The organism is Sorangium sp. So ce296 (assembly GCF_051529605.1).
GTDB classification, from domain to species: Bacteria; Myxococcota_A; Polyangia; order Polyangiales; family Polyangiaceae; genus Sorangium; species Sorangium cellulosum_D.
Map to the genome: position 1 here is coordinate 13,183,189 of NZ_CP150325.1, position 21,812 is coordinate 13,205,000.

Sequence of the window (21,812 nt, forward strand, 5' to 3'; positions counted from 1 at the left end):
GCGTCGCCGCCGGCGCGGCCGGAGGCGCTGGGTCAGCTTCGGAGGTGCGAGGAGGCGTCGCGGTGGGCCTTGTCCTCTTCCTGGAGGATCGAGAAGACGAGGCCGGCGCCGATGATCGGCAGCAGCCAGACGAGCTGCGCTTGCCAGACCTTCTGCTTGGTCTCGTAGACGCGGCTTCGGAAGACGCGCACGGTGACGTAGATCTGGAAAGCGAGGAGCGCCGCGAGCGCGGTGCCGACGAGGATATCGAAGGGCGTCATGGGTGGACCGCGGACCAGCCTAGCCATGAAGCGCCCCCCCGCAACCCGGCGGCGCCCGCGGGGGCGATTTCGTCCGCGGCGGGCACGATGCCGACGCGGGTCGCGCGCGGATGGGTCTGACGGGTGGCCGTGGGTGAGGTGGAGAGGATCCTCGGCGACGTTGTCTCGAGGACGAGCGCACCGGCGGCGCCCGCTCGTCTGATCTCCGGGCAGGCCGCAGGCCGACCCGGGTTGCGGGACGCGTGGTGCCCGAGCGCCGGAATGCTGCAGGCGGGCGCAGGCCTCGTCGTCGAGCTGTCAGGATCGCCGCCCGGCGGCGACGCGAAGTAAGGCATCTTACTAGAATCCCCGCCCGGTAGCGCCTTTAGGTAAGGCATCTTACTCGAATTGCCCCCCGGCGGCGCTTCGCCACATTCCAACTCGCGCCGAGCGCCTACCGGTGGCACCTTGAGGTAAGGCATCTTACTCGAATTGCCACCCGGCGGCGCTTCGCCGCATTCCAACTCGCGTCGATCGCCTACCGGTGGCACTTTCAAGTAAGACAACTTACGTCGATACGCCGCCAGGGGGCGCCTGCCGCATTCCAACTCGCGCCGAACGCCTCCCGGTGGCACCTTCGAGTAAGATAACTTACGTCGATACGCCGCCAGGGGGCGCCTGCCGCATTCCAACTCGCGCCGAGCGCGGCTACGGCTCGTTTTCCTGGCAGACCCGGGACCTCAACCCCCTTTGCCTGAGAAGGGCAGCAGCTGCTCCCTGAGGACGTTCAACCTAAGTTCGATGGGGGCGAGTCGGCGAAGACCGCTGCCTGCAGCTGGCGTTGCTTCGCAGTCCTGCGCCGAGCCCGATAGTCGACGCACTGGGCAGTGCGAAGGCGGCATCGCTGAGGGATTTCCCTGAAGGCGACGCCGCGGCCTGATACCCTCGGCAGAGGGAGCATGGCCAAAGAGCGCGAGCACAGGTTGCGAGTCCTGCACATCTCGGATCTCCACGTGCGCGGACCGCGCGAAACGGAGGCATGGCGCAGGCGGCGCGTGCTCGGCGAGGCGTGGGAGAGAAATCTCGACGACCTCGTGAAGGATGGGATCCCGATCGATCTCGTCTGCTTCACCGGAGATGTCGCCGACCACGGAACCTCGGAGGAGTACGGGCCAGCGACGGAGTTCGTGGAGGCGACGCTCGGGCGGCTCCACGTGCCGAAAGAGCGGTTCTTCGTGGTACCAGGGAACCACGACATCCATCGCAGGACGAACCAGGCTGCGTGGAAGAAGCTGCGCTCCCTGCTGTTCGACGTACCTGCGATCGAGAGGTCGCGCTGGCTCCAGGGCGGCAAGGCGCCCCGGGGCCTGCGGGACAAGCAGCGCGAGCAGATCCTCGAGCGCGGAGCCGCCTTCCGTACGTGGTTGTCGTCCATCGGGCGTGAGGCCCTCTTGCCGGATCGCTCGCCGCACGGACGCCTCGGCTACCGCGTGCGCGTGCCTGGCTTACCGTTCGACGTGCAGGTCATCGGTCTCGACTCGGCGTGGCTCTGCGGCGACAACGCGGACAGCGGCAGCCTCCTGCTCACCGAGGGTCAGGTGGCGCGCCTCGCCACGGACGAGCACGGCAAGACCTTGTCGGGCTTCCGCCTCGCGCTCATGCACCATCCGCTCACGGATCTCGCCGACGCCGACAGTTGCCGCGATCTGCTCGCTGAGCACGTGGATCTCGTCCTGCGCGGACACCTGCATCGCGAAGAGATCGCCGCGTGGGTGGGCCCCGGGCAGATATTGCGGCAGGTCGCGGCCGGGTGCCTCTACGAGGGGAGCCTCGGAAATACCTGGCGGAACGCCTGCCACCTCTTCGATGTGACGGTGGACGCAGCGGGAAGGCCGAAGCGCTACGACGTGCGGCTGCGTGGGTTCTCCGATCGCCAGGCGGGCTTCTGGTTCGATGATGGAAGCTTGTACGCAGAGGCGCCTAACGGCCGCCTCACCTGGATGGTGCGCCCACCGTCCGAGCCTCCACCCCCTCCTTCCACGCGTGGCCGCGTCTTCGTCGGGCGGAGAGAGGAGTTGCAGCGCATCGCCGAGGCGCTACTGCCCAGCGCGGGCGAGCGCAAGCCAGCAGCGATCTGCGCGGTACAGGGGATGCCGGGCGTGGGCAAGTCGTACCTCGCGGAGCAGTTCCGGCTCGACCGGGCCAGCGATTTCCCGGGCGGGGCGGTGCTCGTCGCGCTCCAGCCGGAAGAGGGCCGTGCGGCGGAGCCGCTCTCGACCGCGTTGCTTGGGGACATCGCGGATCAGCTGTCCCTGCGCGCGCCGCCGGAGGAGATGGCTGCGCGCGTGCGCGACCGGCTGCGTGTGCCGCTGACGCTCCTCCGCGTGGAGAACGTCGACAGCGAGGCTGCGGCGGGCGCGGTCGTGCGGCTCGCGAGGTGGTTGCGGGATTGCCCGATGATCGTGACAGGCCGCTACAAGGGGCTTGGGAACGGTGCAGGCTGGGCGCGCGTTCCGGTACCGGAGTTCGACGAGCCGACGGCGCTGGAGCAGCTCGAGGCCGAGCTTCCGCCTGAGCGGGTGCGAGGGAAGAGGGAAGAGCTCCGGCGTCTCGTGCGGGAGCTCGGACGCTTGCCGCTGGCGCTGCATCTCGCCGCCGGGTACCTGCGCGAGGGCGGATATGATGCGGGGACGTTCCTCGACGAGCTGCGGAGGAGCGGGTTCGATCTCGATCCGAACCACCCGGACGACAGGCTGAGCCAGGAGGATCCACGGCGGGCGAACCTACACCGGACGTTCTCGCTGTCGCTGGCATTGCTCGGCAGGCAGCTTGGGGCTGACGCGAACGTGCTTGTCGCGGGGCTGCGTGCGCTGGGGCATGCGCCGCTCGGCGGGTTCGGGCGAAGCCTCGGTGAGGCGCTCGCCGGGCTCTCCGCAGTGGATTTCGCCCGGTTGATGAACACCGCGGGAAAGCTGTCCCTCGTGATGCCAGCGGAGGAGCGGGAGGACGATGCCTGGCGCATCCACCCGTTGCTCGCGGAGTGGCTACGATGGGGCGCGGATGAGGCCGCGGTGCTGGCTCGAATGACGGAATGGTTCGTGGAACGGTTGCGGGCGAAGGCGGAACAACCATGGAAGGAGGTGACATGCGAAGCGGGGACGCTTTCGGCATGGCTCGAACGGGTGCGCGGGGAGGATGTGGCGCGGGTGGAGCGGGCAGGGTCGCAGTACGCGATACTGAATGGCCCATTCCACGTGTGGATGGCGTTCTGCACGCGGGGGCTCGGGCAGCGGACCGACCCGAAGGAACGGTCCGGCCTGCTCTGGACACTGGCAAACGTGGCGCGGAGCGCGGGCGCCATGGACAGCGCTTTAGAGGCGGCAGAGCAGAAGTGGGCAGTGGACCGGGACAGAGGGGACGAGCGGGGGACCGCGCTCGCCATGGACTGTCGAGCCGATATCCTCGAGGGGCGAGGCCAGCTCGACGAGGCGCTGCGCATACGACGAGAAGAACTGCTTCCCGTCTTCGAACGACTGGGTGACGTGCGCTCGCACGCCGTAACCTTGGGCAAGATCGCCGGTATCGCCCAGGCCCGAGGCCGGCCCGACGAGGCGCTGCGCATACGACAAGAAGAAGAGCTTCCCGTCTACGAGCGGCTCGGCGACGTGCGCTCGCGCGCCATGACCTTGGGCAAGATCGCCGACATCGTCCAGGCCCGAGGCCAGCTCGAGGAGGCTCTTCGCATACGACGAGAAGAGTTGCTTCCCGTCTACGAGCGGATCGGAGACGTGCGCTCGCGCGCCAGGACTTTGCGTAAGATCGCCGACATCTTCGAGGCGCGAGGCCAGCTCGACGAGGCGCTACGCATACGCCGAGAAGAAGAGCTGCCTGTCTTCGAGCGGCTCGGCGAGGTGCGCGAACGCGCCGTGACCTTAGGCAGGATCATCGACATCGCCCAGGCCCGAGGTCAGCTCGACGAGGCGCTGCGCATGCGACAAGAAGAAGAGCTGCCCGTCTACGAGCGGCTGGGGGACGTGCGCTCTCGCGCCATGACCTTGGGCAAGATCGCCGATATCTTCGAGGCGCGAGGTCAGCTCGACGAGGCGCTACGCATACGCCGAGAAGAAGAGCTGCCTGTCTACGAGCGGCTGGGGGACGTGCGCTCGCGCGCCATGACCTTGGGCCAAATCGCCGACATCTTCAAGGCGCGAGGTCAGCTCGACGAGGCGCTACGCATACGCCGAGAGGAAGAGCTGCCCGTCCACGAGCGGCTCGGGGACGTCCACTCGCGCGCCATGACCTTGGGCAAGATCGCCGACATCTTCGAGGCGCGAGGCCAGCTCGACGAGGCACTACGCATACGCCGGGAAGAAGAGCTGCCCGTCTACGAGCGGCTCGGGGACGCGCGCTCGCGCGCCATGACCTTGCGCAAGATCGCCGACATCGCCCAGGTCCGAGGTCAGTTCGACGACGCTCTGCGGATGTATCGAGAAGAACTGCTTCCCGTCTTCGAGCAGCTCGGAGACGTACGCTCGCGCGCCATGACCTTGGGCAGGATCGCCGACGTCGCCCAGATCCGAGGTCAGCTCGACGAGGCGCTACGCATATATCGAGAAGAACTGCTTCCCGTCTTCGAGCGGCTCGGAGACGTGCGCTCACGCGCCATGACCTTGGGCAGGATCGCCGATATCGCCCAAGCAAAAGGTCAGCTCGACGAGGCGCTACGCATACGCCGAGAAGAACTGCTTCCCGTCTTCAAGCAGCTCGGGGACGTGCACTCGCGCGCCGTGACCTTAGGCAAGATCGCCGACGTCGCCCAGGTCCGAGGTCAGCTCGACGAGGCGCTGCGTATTTGCCGAGAAGAGCTACTTCCCGTCTTCGAGCAGCTGGGGGACGTGCGCTCGCGCGCCATGACCTTGGGCAGGATCGCCGACGTCGCCCAGGTCCGAGGTCAGCTCGACGAGGCGTTGCGCATTCGCCGAGAAGAACAGCTTCCCGTCTTCGAGCGGCTCGGTGCCACTCGGGACGTCCTCATCACGCGCGTCAAGGTTGCGCTCAACCTTCTCGCACGCAACGCCGCGGGCGACCGACGCGATGCCCGCGGCCTCCTCGAACTCGCCTACGCCGGCGCGGTCGGCCTAGGTATTCCAGAGGCTGACCAGATCCGCCGGATCCAGCAGCACCACGGCCTTCTGAGCTGAGCCGCGTGCTAGGCCCAAACGATCCCGGGGCATCTGCCCGCGATTCTTGCCGATATAGGGAAATGTCTCGCGCAGCTCTCGGATGGCCGCCTCACCGGACAACCGCGCATCAGATCGCGGGCGGATGGAGACCGAGAGATCGCTCACTGGCTCGAGCGTCTCATCCAGTACCCCGGCCGCCGCTTCGCGTGAGCGAACGCGACGATCTGGATACCAGCGCCTTCTGCCGTGAAGAACACGACGAAAGGGAAACGGCGCAGGACATACTTTCGATAGGGATAACCAGCCTGCCATCGAGGCCATGACTCGGGCGCCTCGGCGATGGCGGCGAGAGCCGCGTCGATGCCCATCACGAACTCGATCCCGAGCCCGGGACGGCGCCGCTCATACCAGCCCGCAGCCTCGTCCAGCTCGGCCTGCGCATCGACTCGAACGAGGATCGGTCGGGTCAACGAGCGCCCAGTCGCGCGAGCACCCGCGCTCGAACCGCGTCCCACGCATCCCCCCCGCTCTCGCCGTCGCGCACCGCCTGCTCCCTGCGCTCGAGCTCCTCGAGCCACGCGGCGCTCCAGGCGTCGTCGTACGGCTCCTCGACGCTGGCGAGCAGCTCGGACGCGAGCCTGAGGCGCTCTCCTTCGGGAAGGGACAGCGCGGCAGCGAGGATATCCTGGGTCGGGTGAGCCATGGCCGTGTCCAGCGTAGCTCCGCTTGCACCCCGGATCGAGCCGTCGAGCCACGCCGGGCTAGATCGGCACGGCAGCGGTACTACAGTGCGCCCGTGCCTCGACCTCGACCTGGCCGCCGCGCCCGGCGCACCTCGACGCCGGCCCCTCCCGGCCCCCGGCGCCTGCGCGCCGCGCTCGCCGCCGCGCTCGCCAGCGCCGCGGCGTCGCTCGCGGCGGCGTGCTCGGCGTGCTCCACGCCCTCCTCCAGCGTCGACGGCGGCGACCTGCTCGGCGTCTTCGAGCGGGACGCCGGCGCAGCCGCGGCCGACGGCGGGCAGCCGCAGCCGACGGCGCGACAGGACGCCGGCGCCCGCGCCGCCGGTCCGGCGAGCGCGGCCGCGGCGCCGCAGAAGCCGCCCGCGGCGAGGCCGCCCAGCGAAGGGAGCTGCGTCGCCGAGCAGGGGCGCCCGGGGCGAGAGCTCCGCAAGACCCTCGGCAGGCCGCCGTGCCGCGGCGCCCAGGTGCTGGAGACGCGCGACGCCGAGGGATCGCCCCGCTACGCCTGCGTGATCGCGCCGAGCGGCGTGGAGACGCGCGCGCCGCTGCCGCTCATCGTCTTCTTCCACGCCGACGGCGACAACCCGACGAGCGTCGACAAGGAGACCGGCCTCCGCAAGCTCGGCGCCACGTGGAACCTGACCGGCGACCCCGCCCACACGGGCTTCATCGTGCTCGCCCCCCAGGGCCGCGCCTTCAAGACGCCGAGCCAGGCCGAGCGCGAGCGCGGCACGAAGACGTACACGCCGATCGCGCCGTTCGACGTCGAGTTCACCGGCGAGGACAACGTCGACGTCGCGACCGTCGACGCCTTCGTCGACCAGCTGCTCGAGAAGAAGCTCGTGGACCGGCGGCGCATCTACGCGCTCGGCGCCTCCTACGGCGGCCACATGGCGGCGACGTACGCCATGATGCGCGCGGACCGCGTCGCGGCGTTCGCCACCTTCGGCAGCGACGCCCCGCCCGCCGAGTGGGCGTGCCCCGGGCCGCCGCCGCCCGCGATGGCGATTTACCGCGCCTGCGACGACATGTTCTCGTGCGAGTCGGTCGAAAGGTGGCTGCGCGCGCGCGACGCGGCCTCCGCGCAGACCGCGTTCCTGCGCCTCGACGAGGCCAGCAGGGACGAGCCCCACTGTGCGCTCAGGAACCGCTGCTCCGCCAAGAAGGGCGCCATCAACCACGCGCGCTGGCCGAAATCGCGCGAGGCCGATCTGCTCCGCTTCTTCGCGGGCCACGTCCTGGCGATCGGCGCGGACACCCCGACCGTCGAGCGCCCCGCGACACAGACGGGCCCCGCCGGACGCTGACCGGCGGACGCGAACACGCGCTGGCCAGCGCACCCGCACGCCGCTCGACGCAAAGGCTCGCTGACTGACGCCGCCGCGCGCTCAACGAATGCAAACGCGCGTTCAAGGACGCTGATCGGCGCCGAATCCGCACACTCGAACGCTGACGCCGTAAGCGCACGCTCTCACTGCTCATCCCACGTGCGCGCCGGGCTCTTCTGCACGTCGACACTGCAACGTTGCGGTGCGGCGTTGAGCGGAGCCGGCGTGTTGTCGTAGTGTTGCTCCCCGATGTCTGCTCAGGTCCAGTCCATCCTCACCCCCTTGCCGGTCGGGATGTCCGTCCCCCCCGGCACGCTCCGCGCCGAGATGGAGTCGCGCCGCGCGACCGGTCGCCGCTTCGACGTCCGCGAGGCCATCGGCCTCGTCGTGCCGCTCTGCACGCAGCTCCACGAGCTGCACGCGCAGGGGCGGACCATGTTCGTTCACCCCTCGTCCCTCGGCTACGGCGCGGGCGGCGCGCTCCAGCTCATCGAGGAGCTCGCGCACACCGCGCCCCTCCTGCCGCGCGACCGCGCGTGCCTCGCGCCCGAGGAGCGCAAGGGCAGCGAAGGCGACGCGCGCGCGAGCGTCTTCGCGATCGGGGCCATCCTCTACGAGCTGCTCACGAACAGCAGCGTGGGCCCAGGGATGCGGCGCCCGGCCGACGTGGTCCCCGACCTGCCGCCCGCGCTGGAAACCGTGCTCGGCAAGTCGCTCGTGGCCGATCCGAGCCACCGCCCGGCGGACCTCGCCGCCCTCGCGCAGGCGCTCTACCAGATCGCCCCGGCCGCCTCGGAGCAGCCGCCGAGCGCCGATACGTCGCACCTCGACGGCGACGGCGACTTCGAGGTCGACATCAACCTCTCCATGATGCCGCCGAACGGCCACCCCGAGGAGCCGCGCGTCCCGTCCGCGCCGTCCCTGCCGAAGATCCAGGCGGTGACCGGGGACGGGCCGTTCGCGGTCGCGATCCCGGTCCACCAGCCGCCGCGCCTGCGCGGCGACGATCCGACGCGCAAGCTCGCGGATCTCAAGGCCGCGCTCGAGTCCGATCCGCGGCCGCGGTACGTCGTCATCAAGGACGGCATGGACCACGGGCCGTTCTCGTCCGTGGAGCTGCTCCAGCAGATCGCGTCCGGCTCCTTCACGGGCGACCAGGTCCTGCGCGACACGTTCTCCGGGGACGAGCGCGCGATCCAGGACTGGGAGGAGTTCGCGCCGTTCGCCGAGCAGGCGAAGCTGAACCGGGACATCGTGCAGGAGAAGCGCGCGCTCGACGCCGTGGTGACGGCCGAGAAGCAGGGCACGCAGTACAAGGCGCTGCTCGGGATGGCGCTGATGGGCGTGATCCTCGCCGCGGGCGCGGGCTGGTGGTACCGCGAGCGCAGCCACAAGGAGCACGAGCTCGCCGTCCAGGGCGCGACCGACCGCGTCGCGATCGAGGTCGACGCGGGCCTCGGCAGCACGAAGGCGGCGCGCGCCGGCGGCGGGGCGCGGCCGAGCGGCGGCGGCAGCTACCCGACGCTCGGCGGCGGCATGAGCTGTGAGGCGGCGCAGGCGCGCTACGTCGAGGAGTACAAGCTGGGCAACAACGGTCCGGCCGATCTCACGGCGGGCGCCTACGGCAACGTGCTCAACCGCGGCACGTACCTGAACGCGTGCGGCGTGCCGTCGACCATGGACGTGAACGTCTGCGCCGCCGTGCAGAACGGCCGCGCGGTGGGCGTCACCGTCACGACCAGCCCGTCGAACCCGGGCATCGCGTCGTGCATCGCCGGGCAGATCCGCGGGATGTCGTTCCCGTCCCATCCGCGGCTCGATGTGGCCCGGACGACGTTCTCCTCGAAGTAACCGGGGTAGGATGCGGGGGCGCACGCCCCCCTCCGCGGCGGCCGTGTCCACGCGACCGATGATCCAGATCGAGCAGCTGACGAAGAGCTTCGGGGGCATGCCCGTCCTCCGGGGCGTCGACCTCGACGTGCCCGCCGGCTGCCTGTACGGCCTCATCGGCCCGGGCGCGTCGGGCAAGAGCGTGCTGCTCAAGATGATCACCGGGCTCCTGCGGCCGGATCGGGGGCGCGTGATCGTCGACGGCAAGGACGTGCACGCGCTGAGCGAGCTGGAGCTGCAGACGTTCCGGCTCAAGTTCGGGATGCTGTTCCAGAACAACGCGCTGTTCGACTACATGACCGTGGGGGAGAACATCGCGTTCCCGCTGCGCCGGCTCTACGACCTGAGCGAGGAGGAGATCGAGGAGCGCGTCGCGGAGCGGCTCCGGGCGGTGTCGCTCGCGGGGTTCGAGGAGCGGACGCCGGCGGGGCTGTCGGGCGGCCAGAAGAAGCGCGTCGGCGTGGCCCGGGCGACGATCGCGCGGGGGGAGATCGTCCTCTACGACGAGCCGGCGGCGGGGCTGGATCCGGTGACGTCGCAGCGGATCTTCGATCTGCTGCGCGCGGAGCAGCGGGCGATGAACGCGACCGTGGTGATGGTCTCGAGCGACCTCGATCGGCTGCTCACGGTCACGGACCGGGTGGGGATGCTGTACCGCGGGAGGCTCATCTTCGACGGCACCACCGAGGAGGCGAAGGCGAGCGACGATCCGCGCGTGCGGCAGTTCGTCCACGGGCTGACCGAGGGGCCGCTCTAGAGGTGTCTCTTGGCCATTCACCCATGATCGTCTGAACGAGGTTCCAGATCGCGAGGCCTGCCAGCGTGGCTTTTACGATGATCGAAAGGGGTCATCGACGCTGGTTTGGAGACGGATGAGCGGGGACGGGGCTTTATGCCTCGCTTCGCACATCGCGCCTCGGGGGCTTCACCCCCCATCACGCGGCGAGCCGCTCTCCGCCGGGGCGACGGGGCCTTCGCCGGTGAAGTGGAACCACTGCGTGGGGTGGGCCCGGACGAAGCGCTCCATCGCGGCCATCATCTCGGCCGCCGCGCGGTCCCGCTCCTCCTCGGTCGGACGGCGGGGGAGCCAGATCGGCGGCGCCACGACCGCCTCGTACTCGAGGAACCCCAGGCGATGCGTGAACACCGGCAGGATCGGCGCGCCGCTCAGCGCGGCCAGCGCGATCGGCCCCTCCGGCGCGCGCCAGCGGGCGCCGAGGAAGGTGACCTCCCGGCTGCGCATCCCGGGCGGCACGCGATCGAGCTGCATCGCGACGACGCCGCCGCGCTGCAGGTGCTTGAGCAGCGGCAACGCGTCCAGCGGCCCGTCGCCGATGTGCACCACCTGGACGCCATCGCGCTGCCGCGCCGCGTCCTGGATGGCGCGCGCCTCGGCGTCCCGTTCGCGCTGCATCGCCAGCATGACACCCCCAGGGTGCACCACGCCCAGGATCTGGCCGGCGATGTCCCAGCCACCCGTGTGCGCCGTGACGATGAGGACACCCCGGCCAGCCGCAGCACACGCGTGGTAATGCTCGACACCCCGGGAACGCCGCTCGACCGTGTAACCGCGGCCGCTCGCGAGCAGCAGCGCCTCGGTGATGCAGCTGCCGTAGGTGGCGAACACCGCGGCGCTGTCGAGCACGTCGGCGACGCGCGACCTCGGCCCGCGCACCCGGCGCAGGTTCTCCTCGACGCGGCGGCGCAGCTCGGGGAGCGCGGCCGCGAAGAGCACCCCGAAGACCGGAGGGCTGTGGCGCACCCAGGGCTCCGGCCCGCGCGTGACGCCCGCGGTGAGGGCGCGACGCCAGAAGGCCGAGTCAGGTCGTAAACGGGAGAGGAGCGCGCCGCGCAGACCAGGCATGGGGCCGCCTATCTACCGCAAACATAACGGGCGAGGGAGAGGCATCGACCCAGAGCCGCACCGCCATGACTCGACCGGAGCAGCCGGCGCCGCGGCCGACAAGGCCGCCCGGGGCTCGCGCGACGCCGCGCTCCCGGACGAGGTTGCGAGGGCCGGTGCGCCCACGCCCGATCGACGACGTTCCAGGCGACATCGACCGCCGCGCCCGATTGACCTCCTCGCTCGTCCAAGGCGATTGCGCGAGGGGCCGCGCGCGGCTCTCAGACATGACATCGCGCTCTCCAGGCGCTCCCTTACGTAGAAAACAGGTTCATGGAGCACAAAGCATTCTGTTACAAGGCCCTTTGGCAAGGGGGGATTCGATATGAATATCCTGCTCGTCGATGACCAGAACGTCGTTCGGGAGGCGCTCGCGCACGCGCTCGCATCGCAGCCAGGGGTGAGCGAGGTCGTTCAAGCCGGAAGCGGGCAGGAGGCGCTCCGGGCGCAGCAGAGCCGCCGCTGTCAGGTGGCGATCGTCGAGCTCGGCCTCGCCGACCGCAGCGGCGTCGAGCTCATCCGGGAGCTCAAGAACATCGCGGAGCTCCGCGTCATCGTGCTCTCGATGCACCGGGACGAGTTCCGGGTGGCCGAGGCCATGCGGGCCGGCGCGGACGGGTACCTGTCCAAGCAGAGCCGGCTCGCCGATCTCACGGAGGCGCTGCGCACCGTGGCCCGGGGGCGCACGGTCGTGTCGCCCGACGTGAGCGCGGCGATGGTGCGCGCGCTCCAGCGCCGCGACGCCGCCGCCCAGGGAGACATGGTGGCCGCGCTGAGCGACCGCGAACGGCAGGTGCTCCGCCTGCTCGCGATGGGCCGCTCGGCCAAGGAGGTCGCCGCGCAGCTCTCGATCAGCGTGAAGACGGTCGAGACCCACCGGGCGCGCCTCTGCGCGAAGGTGGCGACCCACAGCGTGGCCGACCTGACCCGCCTCGCGGTGCGATCGGGCCTCGTCGAGGCGTAGCCCCCATCGAGGGCGAGCTCCCGGCGAGCGCCGGACGCTCGCTCGCGGCCCGCGCGACGCGCCGCGGCGGCGACCTGGGCCGCGGCTACGCCGCCGCGGTGGCGGCCCGCGGAGCGGCCCTGAGCGCCGGCAACGTCTTTCCGATCAGCGCCGAGCCGATGGCGAACCCCGAGAGCGTGAGCCGCATGCGGAGCACGTCGACCATGCCCTGGCGATGGAGGACCGTCAGCGTGCCGCGGATGTCCCGGCGGCGAACGCGCAGCTTCTCGACGAGCGTCTCGAGGGTCTCGACGCGTCCTTCGCGCTGGGCAACGGCAAGCGCCTGCAGGAGAGTTGCGGCTAAAATTTTCTTGTCCATGAGAGCACCCTAAGAAGCGTCCCCATGGAGTGCCCAATTTTCGGTGACGATTTTTGATGCTGAAATGCCGCTCGCCCGTTGGACGACGGGCCCTCCGGACTCTGCTCATCCTGCGCCCGATACCCACGTACGTGCCCTCAGGGAACACCAGGCCACGATGTGTTCAGGCGGCCGCCATCCGCAGGCGGGCCTCGCAGGAAAGACGCTCTCGACGCGCGCGGACGAGCGCGCTCGCCGGGCGGCGGGCCAGCGAGCCGCCGCGGCGGCGGGCCGCCGCGGCGCGGCGGAGGACGGTTACAGCTTGCCCCGCGTGTAGGCGCGCTGGAGCGTCAGCCTGGGGGGACCGGACGAGAGCTCGAACGCCTCCGGACGGCCGTCCGGCGCGAGGCTGCCCACGAGGCGCATGGGCCCGAGCGAGACCGTGACCGAGCCCGACGCGTCGCGGGCGTACTGGACGTCGACGGGCTTGGTCGGATCGACGGAGGGCGCATACTCCTGCTGCTTGAAGTCGAACGAGCCCTTCTTCTTGAGGAGCCGGGAGAGCTCGGAGGCGGTGGCGACCGGCGAGGCGAGCCACGCCTTGGCCGAGGGGGTGAACGTCCCCTGGACCTTCTTGCCCTCGACCTCTCCCGAGTACTCGTATTGATGGTTCGCCTTCTGCGACAGCTCGATCCGGTGGTTCACCTTGCCCGCCGACGATTCGATCCAGACGCCTCCCTTGATCCGGCCCTGGGCGTCGATGAGCACGTTCGAGGCGTCGTCCTCGATCTCCAGGGACTTCGGGTCTCGCGGCAGGAGGGTGGCCGAGCGCGAGAGCCATCGGCGCTGGCCGCCCTCGTCCTTGAACAGGTCGCTGGTCTCGAAGCCGACAGGGGCCTTGTCGATGCGCAGGATCAACGTGTCCGTGTACTCGGATTTCGGCGCAGCGCTCTTCGCGTCGAAGGAGTCGAAGATCCCCTTGGCGAGCCGCTCGAACGTGCGGACATACCCGACCTCGTCGTGCAGGCAGGCGATGGGGTGCGCCCGGTCCGCGTGCAGCGCGATCTTGAGCAGGCCGGCCGCCTTCCCGGCGGCGGTGGGGGCGAGATAGAGGGCCTGCACGAACACCGCGGGGCTCTCCCGGTGCACGCTGACCTCCCAGGGCACGACGCGGGAGACCTCCACCTTGGCGGGATCGAGGAGCTCGATGAAGTTCCTTATCACCTCTCCCGAGTCGAGCATCGTGTTGTAGACGAAGCACTCGACGGCGCTGTCCGTGCCGAGGGGGATGGTGATGGCGACGAGCTTCTCCTTCGGCTCGATCTTCGGCTCCCCTGCCCCGAACGCGCGCGCCGACCAGTCCGCGGCGCGGACCTCGCGGACAGGGAGGTCGCCGGCCTCGCGGGCGAGCGCCTTCTCGAGATCGAAAGGCGCCTGCGCGGCGGGCTCGGGGCCCGGCGCAGGCGCCTCCGCGGGCGCCGCGCCGGTGGACCCGCCGCACCCGGCGAGGAGCGAGAGGGGCAGCGCGAGGAGGCCCGCGCCGCGCACAGCGCCCGGAGCACGGCCGCGCGCGCGGCGGGGCGAGGATGTCGTCATCGGTGAGATGAGCCGGCCGTCGTCGAGCCGAGCCCCCGGGATCGAAAGCGCCATCGTGAGGATCTCCTGCACGCCACCCCGGCTGCCCGCGACGACCCTCCGCGGGCCGCAGGCGCCGAAATGATGATGCAGCGCAACAAAAGCGGCAGCGGCCTCGCGATGTCAAGACGCGACGCACCAGCGCCGCCTCCCCTCCCGCGACACACACGTGTCAAGGACCTTCGTGGCCGAGCGAGACAGAACCATATCGATAAAAATAAACAGCATCACAAGAACCATTCAACGGAAGCGCGCGCGCCGGTGAGGCGCGCGAACACGCTGGATTTCTCGCTCTCATCGCCGCCGTGCTCGGGAGATGCCCTAAGCGGGCACGGAGCTCCCTGGAGATCTCATGTGGGTGATAGGTCCTCTCGCCGGCTCGTGCCGATGAGCCGAGACAGACCATCGGAGAATTGCAATGAGAAAATCAGAATGCGCGATGCGTCATTTCGAGGGGCGCGGCGGCTGAGCCCGCGCCAGTTGGGGCGCCTACGCACGTCCGCACGCACAGTGAGGCAGTTTGCCGCATCGCCCCGTCCGTGGATGCGCGTGTTGCCCGGGTGGTCACCGGTTGTCCGGCCTCGACGCTTCGTCGGTTTCGTCCGAGCGCTCGCGCATGGCACCCGCGTTGCAGCAACGTCCAGCGTTGCCGGCAACGCCGGTGGGATGTGGCTACGCAGCAGGTAGTCACGGTCGTCGAGTGACGTTCACGTTGCAATCAATGCGAGGAGTGATCATGGGACAGAGCACCGAGACCAAGCGTGGCTTCGCGGCGATGAACGCGGAGCAACAGCGCCTGATCGCGAGCCAGGGCGGCAAGGCGGCGCATGAGAAGGGCACCGCGCACGAGTTCACGTCCGAGGAGGCGCGCGCAGCGGGCCGCAAGGGCGGCGAGGCCGTCAGCCAGAACCGCGAGCACATGGCCGAGATCGGGCGCAAGGGCGCCGAGGCGCGCAGCCAGGGGAACGGGAACCGGAGGAACCGCGTCGCGAGCCAGCAGATGAAGGCCGACGAGCAGCCGCAGCAGGGCTGAGCCGTCCCAGCGCGCCGCTCGAGATCCCTCCAGCGCCGCAAGGACCACGAAGAGCCGCCGAGGAACCACGAAGGGTCCGTCCCTTCCCGGTTGCTCGGCGGTCCTTTTTGGCAACCACGCCCGGCGGACAGCGCGCGCGCCGTCGACGCGCGCGCGACCGTCACTCGGGGCCGTCGTCCATCCCCGCACCGTCGTCGAAGTCGTCGAGATCGAGGTCGCCGTCGTCCAGCGCGCCGGCGTCGGCCGCGCGCGCGCCGGCCTCGGCCGCGCTGGCGGACGCCATCCGCCATCCGCCGGCCTGAGGCCCGGCCGGCCACGAGCGCAGCCCGGGCGGCGGCTTGAAGCCGTCGACCTCGTCCTCGGGCGCGTCGAGCCCCGCCGCCGCCGCGCGGCGGGCCCAGTCGGGCGCGTTCGAAGGCGCCTGCCGCGGCCGCCACGGCCCTCGCTCGGCCGTGGGCGCGCGCTTGAGGTAGCCGTGCGACCCGGAGGTGAAGCCCACCTCGGCCAGCGCGCGCGAAAGCGGGGAGCTGTGCGCCGGCTCGCCGTCGATCGTGGCCACGAGCACCGCGCGCCGACGCCCCTCGGCGACGAGCCCCGCGAGCGCCGACGCGATGGCGTGGATCGCCGCGCCGCGCTCCGGCTCGGCCTCGGGCAGGAACGTGGTGAGGCTCCGCTCGGTGCGGCCCATCCACGCGAGCAGCCGACCGTCGTGGAGGATCACGAGGGCGCCGGCGGCCCGCTGCGGGCGGACCGGGCCGCGGACCGCGCCGTCGGGCGCGCCGCCTTCGCGCGCGGCGAGCTCGGGCCAGCGGACGGCGGCGCCCCAGGGGCTCGCCGGATCCGTGGCCGCGAGGACGAGCGTGCGCGGATCGTCGGACGGCTCGCGGCAGGCCCGGAGCCGATCGTCGGCCCCGGGCACCGCGAACTGCGCGGCGCCGAGCCCGGCGACGAAGTAGCCGCGCCGCGCCTGACCGGCCTCCTCCATCGCGCGCAGCACGTCGTACACGGCCGAGAAGCCGCCCGCGAGCCCCTCGACCGCCGCCGCTTCGCGCGTGAGCACGCCGTGGCGCTCGAGCAGCGCGCGGGCGAGCGCCGCGCGGCGCTCGGTCTCGCCGGGGGCAGCGGGCGCGCCGGAGCCGACGGACGCGCCAGGGAACGACAGCAGCGACCAGCGACCTTCGCTGCCCGGCGGGCCGATCCGGCGCGCCCGCAGGCCAGAGAGGCCGCGGCCCGGCGCGGGGCGGTCGCGGTCGCGGCGCCGGCCGCTCGAGCGCGACTCGCGGCCGAGGGCGCGCAGCGGGGCGAGCGTGTCGTTCGTGACCTCGCCAGCCCACACGAGATCCCAGAGCGCCGCGAGCAGATCGGCGCCGAAGGCGCCCGTCTCGCGCGAGAGATCGGAGAAGAAGAGCGCGCCGCGGCGGGCGAGCGCGGCGCGGATGCCCTCGGCCAGAGGGCCCTCGGCGCGGCCGGGCGGCGGCGCGAGGTACGGGTAGGCCTCGGCGAGGTAGAGCGCGACGCGGCCGTCGCCGTCGCCGACCGGCTCGACGCCGCGCCAGAGCACCTCGCCGGCCGCGCAGAGCGCGTCGAGATCGCCGGGGCGGTAGCCCTCGACGCGGGCGGGCAGGATCTCGGCCTCGAGGGCGGAGGCCGAGAGCGGCGCGCCCTGGAGCTGCTCGAGCGCCGCGAGCAGGCCGTCGAGGCCCCGGCGGCGGCGGTGCAGGTTGTGCCAGTCGGCGAGGAAGCGCGCGTAGGCCTCGGGCGGGACCGGCTCGACCTCGGCGCGCAGCCGCGCGAGCGAGCGGCGCTTCAGCGAGCGCAGCACCTCGGCGTCGCAGAACTCCCGGCCGCGGCCGCCGGGGAGGAACTCGCCCTCGACCACGCGGCCCCGGTCCGCGAGCCGCGCGAGCGCGGCCAGGACCGGCGCGGGCCCGAGGCCGAAGCGCCGGGCCACGTCGTCGGCGCGGAAGGGGCCGTGCGTGCGCGCGTAGCGGGCGACGAGCTCGCCGAGCGGGTCGGCGGCCGGCTCGAGGAACGCGATCGGGAGGCCCGGCGGCGGCACCACGCCGAGCGCGTCGCGCAGCCGGCCCGCGTCCTCGGCGGCGGCGATGCGGCGCTCGCCGCCGAGCTGGACCTCGATGGCGCGCCGGTCGCGGAGGAGCTCGTCGATCCAGGCGGCGGCGCGCTCGCCGGCCGCCTCGGGCGGCTCGTCGGGGCCCGCCGCGCGCCGGGCGATCTCGTCGCGCGTGAGGTCGCCGAGCGAGAGCAGGAGATCGTGCGCCTGGTCCTCGTGCTTGAGCGGCGCGCGGCCGTCGAGGCGCTGGAGCGACGCCTCGAGGGCCAGCACGGCGTCCGCGTCGAACAGCTCGCGCAGCTCGGCCTCGCCGAGCAGCTCGCGCAGGCGGGCGTGGTCGATGGCGAGCACCTGCGCCCGCCGCTCGGCGAGCGGCAGGTCGCCCTCGTAGATGAAGTTGCCGGCGTACGCGAAGAGCAGCGTGGCCGCGAACGGCGAGGGCGCGCGGACGTCGACCGTGAGGACGCGGACCTTGCGCGCGGCGATCTGGCGCAGGAGGTCCTCGAGCGCCGTGAGGTCGAAGACGTCGCGCAGGCACTCCCGGTAGGTCTCGAGCAGGATCGGGAACGAGCCGTAGCGCGACGCGACGGCGAGCAGGTCCGCGGCGCGCTTGCGCTGGGCCCAGAGCGGCGAGCGCTTGCCGGGGAACTTGCGCGGCAGGAGCAGCGCCCGGCCGGCGCACTCGCGGAAGCGCGAGGCGAAGAGGGCGGTGTCGCCGAGGCCGCGGACGAGCAGGTCCTCGACCTCGTCGGCCTGCGGCAGGAGCTGCTTCGCGTCGGGGGGCGACTCGGACTCGGGCAGCCGGAGGACGATGCCGTCGTCGGTCCACACGGTGTCGACGGCGAGGCCGAGCTCGATGCGGCATTTCTCGGCGATGCAGGTCGACAGCGGGGCGTGCACGCGGCCGCCGAACGGCGAGAGGAGGCAGATGCGGTAGTCGCCGACCTCGTCGACGAAGCGCTCCAGGACGATGGCGCGGTCGCTCGGGACCTCGCCCGTGGCCGCGGCCTGGTCGCGCACGTACCGGACGAGGTTCCGCGCCGCGCGCTCGTCGAGGCCGTGCTCGCCTTCGAGCGCGCGCTCGGCGTCGCCGTCGGGCAGCGAGGCGAGGCGGCGCGCGAGGGCGCCGATGGAGGCGCCGAGCTCCGCGTTGCGCCCGGCCTGGTCGCCGCGCCAGAACGGCATCTTGCCCGGCTCGCCCGGCGCGGGGACGACGAGGACGCGGTCGTGGGTGATGTCGGTGATGCGCCACGAGGAGGCGCCGAGGAGGAAGACCTCGCCCTCGCGGGCCTCGAAGACCATCTCCTCGTCGAGCTCGCCGACGCGCCGGCCGGGCCGCGCCGCGTCGCCGCCGGCGTCGAGGAAGACGCCGTAGAGGCCGCGGTCGGGGATGGTGCCGGCGTTGACGACGGCGAGGCGCTTCGCGCCCTTGCGGGCGCGCACGGCGCCGCCCACGCGGTCCCAGACGATGCGCGGCCGGAGCTCGGCGAACTCGTCGGACGGGTAGCGGCCGGAGAGCATGTCGAGCACGCCCTCGAAGCTCGCGCGGGGCAGGTCGGCGAAGGGCGCGGCCTTGCGCACGAGCGAGAAGAGCGCGTCGACGTGGAGGGTGTCCATCGAGGCGATGGCGACGATCTGCTGGGCGAGGACGTCGAGCGGGTTCCTCGGGTAGAGGGTCGCCTCGACCTTGCCTTCGCGCATGCGGGACGCGGCCGCGGCGCACGCGAGCAGGTCGCCGCGGTGCTTGGGGAAGACGACGCCGCGCGACGTGCCGCCGACCTCGTGCCCGGCGCGGCCGACGCGCTGGAGCCCGGCGGCGACCGAGGGCGGCGCCTCGAGCTGGATGACGAGGTCGACGGCGCCGAGGTCGAGGCCGAGCTCGAGCGACGAGGTCGCGACGATGCACGGCAGGAGGCCGGCCTTGAGCCGCTCCTCGATCTGCTGGCGCTGCTCGCGGGCGATCGATCCGTGGTGGGCGAGCGCGATCTCGGCGCCCGCGGTGTCGTTGAGGGCCGCGGCGAGGCGCTCGGCGAGGCGCCGGCTGTTCACGAAGATCATCGTGGTGCGGTGGGCGCGGACGAGCTCGACGAGGCGCGGGTGGATGCTCGGCCAGATCGAGCGCTGCGCCGGCTCGGCCGGCCCCTTGAGCGGGCCCTCGCCGGCGCGCGCGGCCTCGGCGAGCTTGGTCATGTCCTCGACGGGCACCTCGATGCGGAGCTCCAGCGCTTTGGGGGCGCTCGCGTCGACGATGGTCACCGGCCGCGGCGCGAAGCGGGCGCCCGCGCCTGCGCCGTCGATCTCGCCGCCGCCGAGCAGCCGCGCGACCTCGTCGAGCGGCCGCTGGGTGGCGGACAGCCCGATGCGCTGCATGGGCGCGGGCGCCGATCGGAGCGCCTCGAGCCGCTCGAGGGACAGGGCGAGGTGCGCGCCGCGCTTCGTCGCGACGAGCGCGTGGATCTCGTCGATGATGACGGTCTCGACGGCGCGCAGCCGGTCGCGCGCGTTGGCGGTGAGGAGGAGGTAGAGCGACTCCGGGGTGGTGATGAGGATGTCCGGCGGCTTCTTGGCGAGCCGGGCGCGGTCCTCGGGCGCGGTGTCGCCGGAGCGCACGCCGACCTGGGGGACCCGGTACGGCAGGCCGAGGCGCTCGGCCGCGGCGGCGATGCCGGCGAGCGGCGCGCGCAGGTTGCGCTCGACGTCGATGGCGAGCGCCTTGAGGGGCGAGACGTAGACGACGCGGCAGCGCTCGGCGGCATCCGGCTCGGGCGAGGCCATGAGCCGGTCGATGGCGGCGAGGAAGGCGGCGAGCGTCTTGCCGGAGCCGGTCGGGGCGAGCAGCAGGGTGGAGGCGCCGTCGAGGATGGGAGGGAAGCCCAGGGCCTGGGCGGGGGTGGGCGCGGAGAACGCTCCGCGGAACCACGCCTGGGTGGCGGGGTGGAAGCGGGCGAGCGGATCGGGCGTGGAGGAGCGTTTCTTGGCCATCGGCGGCGTTGCGCGGCGCGTGAAGCCAGCTGGCAGCTGGGCGCGGCGCATCGTCGCGCCTGACTTCATGCGGCCCCTTGTTGAGCGGGCGGCTGCGGGCGATGCAAGAAGCCATCCCTCACGGGGGGACTCGGCGCAACCGCTCGTTCAGGCCCGGTCAGCGAGGCGGAAGGCCACGGGCGCATTGCCTCGAAGGCGGCCATCCTGCCGGGAAGAGGGGGCTTCCGAGCGGCACGCGCCGGCGGGTGGGGCCACACGGCGGGGGCGGGCGGGCGCTGGCCATCCGCCAAGACCGGGGCGCGGGAGCTTACGCAGGGAACACCACCCGGCATGTCTCCCTTCGGGCCATGCCCGCTGAGACGTCACGTCGCGCGCCACACAAGGCGCGCCTGAGACCTCGAGCCCCCTGGAACCTCATGGCACCTCGGTCGGTGCTCAGCGCGCCCGCCCGCCCCCGCCGTGTGGCCCCACCCGCCGGCGCTCAGCGCCTGGAGGTGTGGGTAGGGTGCAGACGACCCCCGGGGCCGTTTCGATGGACGCCGGGGCCCCTGGACGGCGCGCACCGGGCCGCGCGGGGGACGGGCGGCGCGGAGGACGGGCCGCGCCTGGGCCAGGTTTCGAAGCACAAAAAAAAACCTGCGCACGGTTCGCACCATGCGCAGGTTCAAAGAAACCCCGGCGGCGTCCTACTCTCCCACCAGGTTGCCCTGGCAGTACCATCGGCTCCAAGAAGCTTAACTTCCGAGTTCGGTATGGGATCGGGTGTGACCTTCTCGATATCACCACCGGAAACTTGTGGCACGTCCTCCCCGTGGGGGGGACGCTCGGCGGAGCCCGCGCTTCGCGGCGCTCCAATCCGGGCCATTCTTGTTGCGCTGCTCGCAGCCCGAGTTCCGGGCGCGGCGCGCTCGCTGCTTGCCCCGGGTCCAGCTCGCGCTGTAGACCCGTGGCAAAAAAGGCCTGCGTGCGGCAAAGCCGGCGCGCAGGCTCAAAAAAAAATCCCGGCGGCGTCCTACTCTCCCACCAGGTTGCCCTGGCAGTACCATCGGCTCCAAGAAGCTTAACTTCCGAGTTCGGTATGGGATCGGGTGTGACCTTCTCGATATCACCACCGGAAACTTGTGGGTGCGTCCAATCGGAACCCTACGGAGCCCGCTCTTGCGGCGCTCTACTCTTCTACGCAGGGCCAGCTGTGTCACGCTGCTCGTCACCCGAACTCCGGGCGCGACGCTTCGATGTTTGCCTTAGAAGTATGGTCAAGCCGCACGACCTATTAGTACCGGTTAGCTCCGCCGATTGCTCGGCTTCCACACCCGGCCTATCAACCTCGTGGTCTACGAGGGGTCTTTAGGGGCCTTGCGGCCCGGGACACCTAGTCTTGAGGCCGGCTTCCCGCTTAGATGCTTTCAGCGGTTATCCGTTCCGTACATGGCTACCCGGCTATGCCCTTGGCAGGACAACCGGAGCACCAGAGGTACGTCCACCCAGGTCCTCTCGTACTATGGGC

Annotated in this window: 13 protein-coding genes and 3 rRNA genes (1 of these 16 running past the window's edge); 6 read left to right on the forward strand and 10 right to left on the reverse strand. The window is 71.5% G+C overall.

From position 1 onward, the window contains the following. Nucleotides 1-32: 32 nt before the first annotated feature. On the reverse strand, nt 33-260 hold the full coding sequence (locus WME98_RS48710) for a hypothetical protein (RefSeq protein ID WP_437948358.1): 228 nt from the start codon (nt 258-260) through the stop codon (nt 33-35). A gap of 938 nt (nt 261-1,198) precedes the next feature. On the opposite strand from WME98_RS48710, the gene WME98_RS48715 reads away from it, so the two are divergent. Continuing rightward, nucleotides 1,199-5,440: a metallophosphoesterase gene (locus tag WME98_RS48715; protein ID WP_437948359.1), complete on the forward strand. Its 4,242-nt coding sequence runs from the start codon at nt 1,199-1,201 to the stop codon at nt 5,438-5,440. Nucleotides 5,441-5,583: 143 nt separating this feature from the next. On the opposite strand, the gene WME98_RS48720 is transcribed toward WME98_RS48715, so the two are convergent. Together WME98_RS48720 and WME98_RS48725 are read right to left on the reverse strand one after the other, a co-directional pair. Then, nucleotides 5,584-5,892, reverse strand: coding sequence for a type II toxin-antitoxin system RelE/ParE family toxin (locus WME98_RS48720; protein WP_437948360.1), 309 nt, complete (start codon nt 5,890-5,892; stop codon nt 5,584-5,586). After that, the gene (locus tag WME98_RS48725; RefSeq protein WP_437948361.1) at nt 5,889-6,125 is read right to left on the reverse strand and encodes an addiction module protein; all 237 of its coding nucleotides are present in this window, start codon (nt 6,123-6,125) and stop codon (nt 5,889-5,891) included. The genes WME98_RS48720 and WME98_RS48725 overlap by 4 nt, the downstream gene beginning before the upstream one ends. Nucleotides 6,126-6,218: 93 nt before the next feature. Between WME98_RS48725 and WME98_RS48730 the strand changes: the two genes are divergently transcribed. From WME98_RS48730 to WME98_RS48740, 3 genes are all read left to right on the forward strand, one after another. Further along, entirely contained in the window at nt 6,219-7,469 is a 1,251-nt protein-coding gene (locus tag WME98_RS48730) for an alpha/beta fold hydrolase (RefSeq protein ID WP_437948362.1), read from the forward strand. Nucleotides 7,470-7,739: 270 nt separating this feature from the next. After that, entirely contained in the window at nt 7,740-9,341 is a 1,602-nt protein-coding gene (locus WME98_RS48735) for a hypothetical protein (protein ID WP_437948363.1), read from the forward strand. Nucleotides 9,342-9,384: 43 nt separating this feature from the next. Then, the gene (locus WME98_RS48740) at nt 9,385-10,137 is read left to right on the forward strand and encodes an ABC transporter ATP-binding protein (RefSeq protein ID WP_437948364.1); all 753 of its coding nucleotides are present in this window, start codon (nt 9,385-9,387) and stop codon (nt 10,135-10,137) included. 168 nt (nt 10,138-10,305) lie between these two features. Here the strand turns inward: WME98_RS48740 and WME98_RS48745 are convergent, their stop codons facing one another. Then, nucleotides 10,306-11,244, reverse strand: a complete 939-nt coding sequence (locus WME98_RS48745) for an LpxL/LpxP family acyltransferase (protein ID WP_437339250.1) — start codon at nt 11,242-11,244, stop codon at nt 10,306-10,308. 364 nt (nt 11,245-11,608) lie between these two features. On the opposite strand from WME98_RS48745, the gene WME98_RS48750 reads away from it, so the two are divergent. Continuing rightward, the gene (locus WME98_RS48750) at nt 11,609-12,247 is read left to right on the forward strand and encodes a response regulator (RefSeq protein WP_061622272.1); all 639 of its coding nucleotides are present in this window, start codon (nt 11,609-11,611) and stop codon (nt 12,245-12,247) included. A gap of 85 nt (nt 12,248-12,332) precedes the next feature. On the opposite strand, the gene WME98_RS48755 is transcribed toward WME98_RS48750, so the two are convergent. Together WME98_RS48755 and WME98_RS48760 are read right to left on the reverse strand one after the other, a co-directional pair. Next, nucleotides 12,333-12,605 (reverse strand): hypothetical protein, encoded by a 273-nt coding sequence (locus WME98_RS48755; protein ID WP_061622273.1) that lies wholly within the window; start codon nt 12,603-12,605, stop codon nt 12,333-12,335. A gap of 294 nt (nt 12,606-12,899) precedes the next feature. Beyond that, a complete protein-coding gene (locus tag WME98_RS48760; RefSeq protein ID WP_437948365.1) occupies nt 12,900-14,234 on the reverse strand; it encodes a hypothetical protein in 1,335 nt (444 codons plus the stop codon). A gap of 721 nt (nt 14,235-14,955) precedes the next feature. Here WME98_RS48760 and WME98_RS48765 point away from each other — a divergent pair. Continuing rightward, entirely contained in the window at nt 14,956-15,252 is a 297-nt protein-coding gene (locus WME98_RS48765; RefSeq protein WP_061622275.1) for a KGG domain-containing protein, read from the forward strand. A gap of 160 nt (nt 15,253-15,412) precedes the next feature. Here WME98_RS48765 and WME98_RS48770 read toward each other — a convergent pair whose 3' ends face one another. From WME98_RS48770 to WME98_RS48785, 4 genes are all read right to left on the reverse strand, one after another. Beyond that, nucleotides 15,413-20,305, reverse strand: coding sequence for an Lhr family helicase (locus WME98_RS48770; RefSeq protein ID WP_437954120.1), 4,893 nt, complete (start codon nt 20,303-20,305; stop codon nt 15,413-15,415). Nucleotides 20,306-20,978: 673 nt separating this feature from the next. Further along, nucleotides 20,979-21,095, reverse strand: a 5S ribosomal RNA gene (gene rrf / locus WME98_RS48775). A 209-nt stretch (nt 21,096-21,304) separates the two neighbouring features. Beyond that, nucleotides 21,305-21,421 (reverse strand): 5S ribosomal RNA (gene rrf, locus WME98_RS48780). A 136-nt stretch (nt 21,422-21,557) separates the two neighbouring features. Then, nucleotides 21,558-21,812: ribosomal RNA gene (locus WME98_RS48785) — 23S ribosomal RNA — on the reverse strand; it runs 2,752 nt beyond the window's last position.